General features: G+C 43.4%; 8 protein-coding genes and 2 tRNA genes. 3 read left to right on the top strand and 7 right to left on the bottom strand.

Translation table 11 applies throughout. The features are described 5' to 3' along the window. Positions 1-193: 193 nt before the first annotated feature. Both Q0K03_RS07400 and Q0K03_RS05700 read right to left on the bottom strand, forming a co-directional pair. Positions 194-1,432, bottom strand: a complete 1,239-nt coding sequence (locus Q0K03_RS07400; protein WP_366774992.1) for a 2-hydroxyglutaryl-CoA dehydratase — start codon at positions 1,430-1,432, stop codon at positions 194-196. Positions 1,433-1,435: 3 nt separating this feature from the next. Further along, positions 1,436-4,351, bottom strand: a complete 2,916-nt coding sequence (locus Q0K03_RS05700; protein ID WP_366774993.1) for an acyl-CoA dehydratase activase — start codon at positions 4,349-4,351, stop codon at positions 1,436-1,438. A gap of 150 nt (positions 4,352-4,501) precedes the next feature. On the opposite strand from Q0K03_RS05700, the gene Q0K03_RS05705 reads away from it, so the two are divergent. Continuing rightward, positions 4,502-5,734, top strand: a complete 1,233-nt coding sequence (locus Q0K03_RS05705) for an MFS transporter (protein WP_297238645.1) — start codon at positions 4,502-4,504, stop codon at positions 5,732-5,734. Positions 5,735-5,814: 80 nt separating this feature from the next. Here the strand turns inward: Q0K03_RS05705 and Q0K03_RS05710 are convergent. The 4 genes from Q0K03_RS05710 to Q0K03_RS05725 form a co-directional block, all read right to left on the bottom strand. Beyond that, a tRNA-Leu gene (locus Q0K03_RS05710) sits at positions 5,815-5,902 on the bottom strand. 6 nt (positions 5,903-5,908) lie between these two features. After that, positions 5,909-5,982, bottom strand: a tRNA-Cys gene (locus Q0K03_RS05715). Positions 5,983-6,036: 54 nt separating this feature from the next. Beyond that, positions 6,037-6,912: a putative manganese transporter gene (locus Q0K03_RS05720; protein ID WP_297238647.1), complete on the bottom strand. Its 876-nt coding sequence runs from the start codon at positions 6,910-6,912 to the stop codon at positions 6,037-6,039. Between the two features lie 92 nt (positions 6,913-7,004). Continuing rightward, positions 7,005-8,159: an AI-2E family transporter gene (locus Q0K03_RS05725; RefSeq protein WP_297238649.1), complete on the bottom strand. Its 1,155-nt coding sequence runs from the start codon at positions 8,157-8,159 to the stop codon at positions 7,005-7,007. Between the two features lie 71 nt (positions 8,160-8,230). Here Q0K03_RS05725 and Q0K03_RS05730 point away from each other — a divergent pair, with 71 nt between their 5' ends. Then, a complete protein-coding gene (locus Q0K03_RS05730) occupies positions 8,231-8,956 on the top strand; it encodes a TrmH family RNA methyltransferase (RefSeq protein WP_297238651.1) in 726 nt (241 codons plus the stop codon). After that, entirely contained in the window at positions 8,953-9,819 is an 867-nt protein-coding gene (locus Q0K03_RS05735; RefSeq protein ID WP_297238653.1) for a DUF4438 domain-containing protein, read from the top strand. The genes Q0K03_RS05730 and Q0K03_RS05735 overlap by 4 nt, the downstream gene beginning before the upstream one ends. 77 nt (positions 9,820-9,896) lie before the next feature. On the opposite strand, the gene Q0K03_RS05740 is transcribed toward Q0K03_RS05735, so the two are convergent. After that, positions 9,897-10,687 (bottom strand): immunoglobulin-like domain-containing protein (locus Q0K03_RS05740; RefSeq protein WP_297238655.1); only part of this gene is annotated, 791 nt, incomplete at its 5' end.

The following is a 10,687-nucleotide window of genomic DNA, read 5'->3' on the forward strand; positions in this document are numbered from 1 at the left end:
ATGGATTCCTGGGCTTCTTTGGAACATAAGATCCGTTATAAAAAAGAGCTGGATCAAACGACCCTGGAAAGTATTTCAAAAGATCTTCTGACCTGCGCTTCTTTAAGTGCCCAGCTGGATGAAAAGATGCAGCTTCTTCATGAAAAGATGATGACAAAATAAAAGGAATGGTTCCTTTCAAACCATTCCTTTTTTAATCCGCATTCAGCTTGGCATTGGCAAGCATCAGACGAATTCGATTTTCCTGATTGACCTTACTGGCGCTCGGATCGTAATCAATGGCCACGATATTGGCTTTAGGATAGGCTTCCTTGATGCGACGCACCATTCCTTTGGCAACGATATGATTGGGCAAGCAGCCAAAAGGCTGAGCGGAAATGATGTTGTTGACGCCATTTTTGACAAGCGAAACGACTTCACTGGTCAAAAGCCATCCTTCGCCCATTTTCACGCCCTGGTCAATAAAGCCCTTGCCATCCCGGATCACCTGATTGAAATCTTCAGGAGGCGTAAACGTCCCGTCTTTTTTCACCGCCTCTTCAAAGGTCTTCTGCATCCGCATGATCAGTGACTTGGCCAATGAAAACAGTGTATGTGTCTTGGCATGACGGTGATAGTATTCGTAATCAATGATCCCGTTTTCCAAACAGTAAAGGCCAAAATCCATGACCCCTGTCACCACCGGTTCAAAACCTTCCTGCATAAGGTAATCTTCAAGATGATGATTGCCTAACGGAGAATATTTCATATAGATCTCGCCAACGATCCCGACACGGATCTTTGGTTCCTGACTCCTTGGAATCCGTTTCATTCTGTCGATCATCATCTTATAGATTTTTTTGGAATGCCGGTATTCCTGGCCTTTGAGATATTCCTGAAGCCGACCCACAATCTCATCGATAGCCTCTTGCGTATCCCCGGCATGCAGTTCATAAGGCTGGACCTGATTTTTGAGCCACATCAGTGCATCACCATAAAGAACACAATATAAGACACGAAGAAGCATCGGCATCGTAAATTTAAGGCCACTGTCCTTTTCCAAACCGGAAAAATTGACCGAAAGACATGGAATGTATTCCCAGCCTTCCATTTCCAGGGCTTTTCTTAATAAGGAAAGATAATTGCTGGCACGGCAGCCGCCGGCTGTCTGGGTAATAACCAAAGCCACATGGTCCAGATCGTATTTTCCGCTCTTTAAAGCATCGATGAACTGACCAATCACCAACAAAGCCGGATAACATGTATCATTGTGCACATGGGCCAGCCCTTCTTCTTTGACCTGGTCCTCTTCATTGGTCAAGACCTCGATATGATATCCGCTTTGTTCAAAGATGGGTTTTAATAAGCGGAAGTGGATAGGAAGCATACTGGGAACCAAAATGGTGTACTGATCTTTTTTCGCATTGTCAAACTTCGTATAATGCGTTGCCATAGACTAGTTCTCCTTTCCTTCCAGGATCGCTTCCTTTAAAGAGCGAAGACGAATGCGCGCTGCTCCTAGATTATCGATCTCATCGATTTTGATTTGGGTATAGAATTTATCCGCATCTTTTAAGATATCTTTGACCTCATCGGTCGTGATCGCATCGATTCCGCATCCAAAGCTGACCAGCTGAACCAGTTCCATATCCGGGTTCTCGCTGACATAGCGGGCCGCCTGATAAAGCCGGGCATGATAGGTCCACTGATTGAGCACATAGACCTTCTGGCGTTTCTGTCGAGGAACGCTTTCTTCACTGAGAACCACAAACCCAAGCTGAGTCAAAAGCTGATGGATCTGATGGTTGATCAGCGGATCCAGATGATAAGGACGTCCGCACAAAACAACCATCGGAAGGTTTCTGGAGCGGGCAAAGTTCACCGCTTCCATATGTTTCTGAACCAGATTTTCATGGAAGATCTGACGTTCTACGATTCCTTGTTCCATCGCTTTTTTCAGTTGTTTTTTAGAATATTCCAGTCCCACGGAAGCCAAACTTTTCTGCATCGTTTTGGAAAAGCTGGACGCGTCATCGAGTGTAATATACGGATAAATAAACTGCTTGTCTCTGAAATCCATATTGGCGGCGATATTTTCCGGATAATACGCCACCAATGGGCAGTTAAAATGATTGTCGCTTTGATGTTCATCCACATTGTACGTCATACACGGATAGAACAAGATATTGATGTCTCCCTTGAGCATCTGCATGATATGTCCGTGTACGACCTTGGCCGGAAAACAAGCCGTATCACTGGGGATAGACTGCTGACCATCGTGATACATTTCCTGTGTAGTAGGCGTAGTCCACCGTACTTCAATATTCAGACTATCAAAGAACCGGTTCCAGAATGGAAGCATATCGTAATTGTTCAAAACCAAAGGCATGGCAATCTTTTGATCGTGATGGAATTTTGCCTTTTCTTTTTCCAGTAATTCCATCTTTTCTTTATAGAGATCGGGAAGTTCTTCTTTTTTATCAAACGATTTGATCATCTTATCACACTTGTTTCCGGCAACCAGACGGGTTCCATCGCTAAATGTGTTGATCGTTAAAGAACAATGGTTGGTACATCCGTTGCACGCTACCGATTTTGAAGTGTGTGAAAAGCTTTCCAACTGTTTCATCGTAAGAACAGCGCTTTGGGTCCGATGTAATTTCTGTGCATACAAGGCCGCTCCAAATGCCCCCATCAAATGGGCGATGCTTGGGCGAATGACTTCGTACCCCAGCTCTTGTTCAAAGCTTCGCAAGATCGCATCGTTTTGGAACGTTCCTCCCTGAACGACGATATGTTTTCCAATATCGTCCTTATTTCTGGCGCGAATGACCTTGTATAAAGCATTTTTCACGACCGACTTGCATAAGCCGGCACTGATATCTTCGATCGTAGCGCCATTTTTCTGAGCTTGTTTGACCCCTGAATTCATAAAAACGGTACATCTTGTTCCCAGATCCACCGGATGTTTGGATCGAAGACCAAGTTTTGCGAACTCTTTGGCATCATATCCAAGCGATTTCGCAAATGTTTCAATAAAGGAACCGCATCCTGAAGAACAAGCTTCATTCAAGACGATATCGTCGATATGGCCATCGCGGATCTTGAAACACTTGATATCCTGCCCGCCGATGTCCAGAATATAATCCACCTGCGGATTGAAATAACGGGCTGCCACATAATGGGCCATTGTTTCTACGATGCCTCCATCCAGATGAAAAGCCACGCGCATCAGTTCCTCTCCATACCCCGTAGAGTAGGCGCCATAAATTTTTACGTCCGGATTGATGGCATAGATATTTTTGAGATCCTGTAACACGACATCCAGCGGATTTCCTTTGTTGGACGTGTAGCTTTCATAGAGGATCTTATGATCTTCGCTGATCAATACCAGTTTGGTCGTAGTCGACCCCGAGTCAATTCCCAGGTACGTCTTTCCCTGGTAGTTTTCCAATTGGGCATATTCCACATCATGCTGCTGATGACGCTGGATAAAAGCTTTGTATTCGTCTTCATCGTTGAACAGCGGCTGACTGGATTCCATCTGGATCGGCATATGAACCAAATTTTCCAATTTTTTTTCCAGTTCATCATAGGTATACGTTTGGCTGGCACAAAGAGCTGTCCCCAGAGCCACAAAATGAATGGCTGTATCCGGGCACGTGCTTTGGGATGGCGAAAGATTCAATGTTTCTTCAAACCGTTTACGAAGCCCGCTCAAAAAGTAGAGCGGCCCTCCTAAAAACAGAATGTTGCCTTCGATCGTTCTTCCCTGGGCCAAACTGGTCACGGTCTGATTGACAACGGACTGAAAAATGCTGGCACAAAGGTCGGCTTTATCGACCCCCTGGTTGATCAGAGGCTGAATGTCCGTCTTGGCAAAAACGCCGCAGCGGCTGGCAATCGGATAGATCTTATGGTAATGAAAGCTGGCTTCGTTCATTTGTTCCAAAGTCATATCAAGCAAGGAAGACATCTGGTCAATAAAAGCGCCTGTCCCTCCGGCACAAGTGGAATTCATGCGCTGTTCAAGACTTCCTTGAAAGAACAGGATCTTCGCATCTTCACCGCCCAGCTCAATGGCACAATCGGTTTGAGGATAGAACTTTTTGATCCCGGCCGCAGAGGCAAACACTTCCTGAACAAAAGGAAGATTTCCTGCTTCACAGAGTCCTAAGGCGCCCGAACCGGAGATTGCAAAAGAAAAAGGTTCTTTACAATATTCTTTCAGTTCTTTGATCTTATCCAAAGCTTTCTGGCGGACCTGGGCCATATGTCTTTCATAAGATTTGTATAAAATGTTATTGTTTTCATCCAATACGACTGCTTTGATCGTTGTTGAGCCGATATCAAATCCAATTCGAACTGTCATTTCAATCACCTGTCAATTATTATAACCATTTCAAAAAAAAAATCACCCAAAAAACTTAAAAACAATCCGGATTCTCTTTCTATTTTTCATTTTTTTTACATGATAAATGAATATTCATGATAGAATGACATCTGGAAAGAGAGAATGTTTATGAAAGTCAAACTCAATCGTCAGGAAATCCGCTGGATCGTATACGATATTGGAAATTCCGCCTTTATCTTATTGGTCTCAACGATTCTTCCTATTTATTTTAACAGCCTGTCCAGTTCTCAAGGCGTAGCCCAGGACAATTACTTAAGCTACTGGTCCTATGCAACATCGATATCTACACTGGCCGTTGCGGTATTAGGGCCGATTCTGGGCACCCTGGCCGACTATAAAGATCAGAAAAAGAAGATCTTTTTACTGTCCGCCTTATGCGGAGCCTTGTCCTTGGCCTGTTTCTGGATTCCTTCGACATGGTTCAGCTTCTTGGTTTTATATATTGTTGCCAAGATCTGTTATTCTTTGTCTTTGATCTTTTATGATTCCATGTTGGTGGATATCACCACCGATGAAAGAATGGACAGTGTATCTTCCAAAGGTTATGCCTGGGGCTACATTGGAAGCTGTATCCCCTTTTTGATTTCTCTGATCTTTGTTTTGATGTATGAAAGTCTGGGAATGAGCATCAACACGGCAATGATGATTGCCTTTATTATCAATGCCGTCTGGTGGATCGTATTCACACTGCCGCTTGCCTTCCATTATAAACAGAAATACTATATCGAACATCAGGCGCATCCTGTCAAAGATACCTTTGTCCGGTTATATAACACCCTAAAGGATGCCCGCAAACAAAAGAAAGTATTCTTATTCCTTCTGGCCTTCTTCTTTTTCATCGATGGTGTCTATACGATCATCGACATGGCCACGGCTTACGGAACCAGCCTGGGACTGGATACCACCGGCTTGCTTCTGGCTTTACTGGTCACACAGATCGTCGCTTTCCCGGCCAGCTTGATCTTTGCCCTTCTATCCAAAAAACAGGATACCGGTAAATTGATCAAGATCTGCATTGTCGCCTACTTCTGTATTGCGGTCTTTGCGATACAGTTAGACAAGCAATGGGAATTCTGGTTGTTAGCGGTCGCTGTCGGCTGTTTCCAGGGAGGGATCCAGGCATTGTCCAGAAGTTACTTTGCCAAGATCATTCCCGATAACACAAGCGGTGAATTCTTTGGCCTGTTCGATATCTGCGGCAAGGGAGCCAGCTTCTTAGGAACGTTCCTCATTGGCTTTATCACCCAGCTGACGGGAAAACAAAACCTGGGGGTGGCAGCCATCTCCATCATGTTCCTGATTGGCCTTTACATCTTTCACAAAGTCACAAAAATGGAATAAAAGCGAAGATTCTTGAAATCTCCGCTTTTTTTACAAGTCAATAAATAAAAAAAAACGGCCAAGCCGTTTTTTTTTCGCAATGGTGGGGACGGTGGGACTTGAACCCACACGGGATTAACTCCCAACGGATTTTAAGTCCGTTGCGTCTGCCGATTCCGCCACGACCCCACAATGTGGAGGTTCCGATCGGATTTGAACCGATGATCACAGAGTTGCAGTCTATTGCCTTACCACTTGGCTACGGAACCAACTGCTATGATATTATATGAAAATTCAATATGAATTGCAAGCACTTTTTTCTTTTAGAGAAACCAGAAAAGAAAACCACATAGGATTGCGACAAGCCATAAGATCAAGATCACTTTTAGAATGTTCTTCTTGGATTCCTGGTAACGAATAAGAACAACCAGGCCCAGTCCTGCATTGGTGATCAATCCCGCAAGGAAGGAGCCAAACTGCAGCTGTCCCTGGATAAAGAGCTGAGAAAGAACAACCGTAGCGGCACAGTTGGGGATAAATCCAAACAAGGCCGCTAAAACAGGCTGAAAGATTGAATTGGTCAGCAGGATCGAGGATAGCGTATCTTCAGAGATGCACTCGATAATAAAAGTTAAGACAAAACTTGTCAGAAAGATAAAAAGATAGATCTTGATCGAGCGAAGAAAAGCGCTGACATAGATTGGATATTCCGGATAACAGCAAGGGCAGGAAGAGCCTTCCTGGGCTTCTTCTTCCAAATCTTCTTCGATCATATCGTCAAAATATACGATTTTTTGATGACGATAGAGTACATTATCCACAAAATACCCTACGCCCAGGGCTACTACAAACTTGATCAGGATAAGCTGGGCCAGGGTGGAATACAGAGAAGGCATGCTTAAAAGGATCGGTATAGCCTCATCGCTGGTGGCAATCATGACCGCAATCAAAGACCCCAGCGAGATGTTTCTTTGTACAAAGAGCATGGCGGCCAGGATACTGAAACCGCATTGAGGAATCAACCCGACAACGGCTCCGACCAGAGGACCGTATTTCTGCAGACCGAAAAAGACTTTTTCATCATTGTTGTTTTTACGGCGTTCAAAAGTCTCTAAGAGCATATAAGTGATGAACAAAAACGGAAAGATCATCCATGTGTCTTTGATCACGTGTTCAAAAATATGAAATACCAGATGCATGCCTACCCCTTTCAAGAATCAGATTATATCGAAAATCTTAAAAATTTCCAGTCTTATGCCTCAAAAAAAACGACTGTACCGCATACAGTCGTTTAAGCAGCTTGTTTCTTTTCGGGAATCTTGACTTTCTTTTTCTCCAGCCGGGTCTTTGAGAAATCACGGACACCGGCATAAATCAAGGCGAAGACAGGAACACCTAAAAACATTCCTACCACCCCGGCTAGACCGCCGCCAATGGTAACGGAAAATAAGATCCAAAAACCGGAAATTCCTAACTGATCTCCCAAAACGATGGGTTTGATGACATTGCCATCGATCTGCTGGAGCACGAGAATAAAGATCGCAAAGATCAAAGCGTAGATTGGATCAATCAATAACAACAATACGATCACCGGGATAGCGCCAATAAAAGGGCCAAACACCGGAATGACATTGGTGATTCCTACGACAAACCCGATCATAGGGGCATACGGAATCTGTAAGATCGTAACACCGATATAACAGCTGACGCCAATAATCGAGGAATCAATAATGCTTCCCACGATGTATTTTTCAAATACCAGTTTGGCATCTTCGGTCCATGCGGTCAGAAAATTAGCGGTGTTTTTATCAAACAAAGCATAATTCAATTCTTTTAATCCGCGTACCAGACTTTCTCTATCAAGTAGAATATAGAAAGCACTCACCAGGGCCAGAATCAAGTTGATGAGCAAACGGATAAAGCTTACCGAATAATTGGCAATCTCAGGCAAATATTTGGTCAGCGTGGAAGTCAGGGTATCTAATATCTTTCCTTCGTTGAGCATTTGTTCGATATCTTTAACGGAGATGTTGAACTTTGTTCCAAGACTGGTCGCATAGTCCATTAAATTCTGCCAGTAAGAGGTAAAATTTTCGGAAAACTGGCGGAAGGAATCGATCAAGCTTGGAATGATCGTTCCAAAGAACAATACGATGATGCACAGAAACAAAATGAAGGAAATCATAATGGAAAGTAATCGTTTTTTATTTTGCGACAGTCTTGTTTTTCCAAACAATTTCTTTTCAAACAGCTTCGTTGGCTTATGCAGTAAAAACGCTATAAAGATTCCTAATAAAAATGGAAATAAGATCGAAAGAAGAAAATCCAGTACGCTGACAACTCGATCAAAGAAAAGAAAAAACATTGCGATCAATACCGCAATGGATAAAGAAGCGCCATAAACAAAGATTTTCTTTTTCATTTCTTCGTTGATTTGGAAGTTCATACATAACCCCCTTTCACATTAAAAAATTTTATCATATAGAATTAATTAATCAAAGGTTTTATAATAAGACCATGGAACTTTTTTTTGAAGGAAAAATCTCGGCAAAAGCCATCTTGGAAAACGATAAACGGAAAGTTTATGAAGTCATCATGGAACAAGGAAAACGCAATAAAGATTTTGGGTATATTTATCATTTGGCCACTCAGAAAAACATTCCTGTGATCTATAAAACACGAGAAGAAATCGAGCAGCTGGCCCATTCTCATACCCATGGAGGTATTCTTGTCAAAGCCGATGGCTTAAGACAGGAATCCATTATAAACAAGAAGCTTTCCGGATTTGTATGTTTTATCGACGGCGTAGAAGACCCCTACAATCTTGGGAGTGTCTGCCGTACCTTGTATGCAGCCGGATGCAGTGCATTGGTCCTGCCGCAAAGAAACTGGGCCCAAAGTGAAAATACGATCTTAAAAGCCAGTGCCGGGGCTTTTGAACATATGCATATTTTCTGGATCCACAGCGAAATGGAATTGTTGGAAGCAATCGATCAAAATAAGATTCCTCTTATTTTGGCACATCGAAAAGAAGCTCGGTCTCTTTTCGATTACACCTTCCCTTCTTCTTTCTGTCTGGTCGTAGGAGGAGCCCTCCGGGGCATTTCTTCACAAATCGTAAAACGATCCAGCCAGAATGTATTTGTGGAATACGCCAGAGATTGCCGATACGCGCTGGATACTGCCAGTGCTGTAAGTGCATTTAGTTTTGAAATACTCAGACAAAGGAGGAAAACAGTATGAGAATCAATCGAGACAAACTTGTGAAAATTGCCGTAAACGGTCAAGTCGATCATCCCCGAATGAAAGGCTTTCGTGTAGGCTACGATGGAAAAGGACGAATGCCGATTGGAACAGGGGGCATCACTTATTCCCATGCGATTGGAGATCCATGTATGGGACTGGCTGGTGACCATGTTGAACCTGGGATCTCCCTGGCCAATCCATCCAATGGTGAAAACCACGCATTGGAAACATTTGCCTGTGTAGGAAATGAAGCCAAGATCATCAACGGCCCGCAAAAAGGCAAAAAAGGATATGTATCCGGAACGCATGGCGGTATCGATCACACGATGATCTGTTTTGATAAAAAGATCCTGGAAGAAATGGATGGAAACGAAACCATACTTGTCAAAGCTTATGGCCAGGGATTAAAGCTTCTCGATCATGACAACATCTATATGATGAATATCGATCCCGACCTTTTGGAAGCCATTCCTATTGAGGAAAAAGAAGATTCTATCACATTCCCAGTCGTCACGATCGTCCCTGCTTATCTGATGGGATCGGGATTAGGATGCGCTACCATGATGGAAGGCGACTATGACATCATGACCCAGGATAAAGAGGCAAACAAAGAGTTTGGCCTCAATGATCTTCGATTTGGTGACTTTGTCGCTATCTTAGATCATGATAACGAATACGGCCCTCACTATTTAAAAGGAAGCATCAGTATCGGCGTCATTGTCCACAGCGATTCTTATACAAGCGGACATGGCCCGGGAGTCTGCGTGGTTGCGACAAGCAAAACCGGAAACATCAAACCGGTAATTACCAAGGACGCCAACTTAAAAACGTATATGAAAAATCTTAAAAGAAAAGGATAACCTTCAGCCAGAAAGATCTGGCTGTTTTTTTATCTTCCCATAAAAAAAGAAGGTCATATACGACCTTCTAATTCAAGTTATTCATCATCGCTTTTCCAATGTGAACCTACGGCAAAGACTACGATTTCAACCACCGCAAGGATCAACATCCAAACTGTCCAGCTATCTGTCAGCTGCATTGGCAAAGAGAAATTCTGTGTCATGAAGAACATTACACCAGAAGCAACAGCTAATGCGATACCGCCAACTTTTGGCCAAACACTTCTTCTGGACTGATCGTCATCCGATGTCTGTTTTCTAAACAAGGAAAGAACACCTAGAAGAACCGTTGCCGCAAAGGCAATCAAATTGGCAATGGCCCATCCTTTTTCACCTTTTGAAAGAGGTGTCTTTTCATCATCGACGTCTTCCTGATCCCCATCCGACAATGGTGTATCTTCCTCTTCTACATCTTCAGTTTCCGGATTGTCCTGATCCTCTTCATCCTGCGGATCCTCGTCTGTATCCCCAGCTACGGCAACAACATTCTGTGCTCCCTGTGTAATTGTCTGGGTTGTATCCGAATCCGTTCCCTGACCTGGAGTTGGGTTGACCGGCGTATTTCCTCCACCTGGATTTGGATTGACTGGGTTGTCATCGTCATCATCTCCTGGATCTGGATTGACTGGTGTATCCGGTGCTTCTACCGTTACATTTCTTGTATAAGTTACAGAAGCTCCAGATTTATCTGTAACACGATAAACAATGGTGTACTCTCCTGCAACATTGACATTGACATCATTGGATTCGATTACGATTTGATCCGTCAAATCGCCATCTTCTTCATCCTGTGCACTTACACCCTGCATTGGATCAAATGCATCGCCTA

Origin of the sequence: uncultured Faecalicoccus sp. (assembly GCF_944327125.1) — a bacterium.
Lineage (GTDB): Bacteria > Bacillota_I > Bacilli_A > Erysipelotrichales > Erysipelotrichaceae > Faecalicoccus.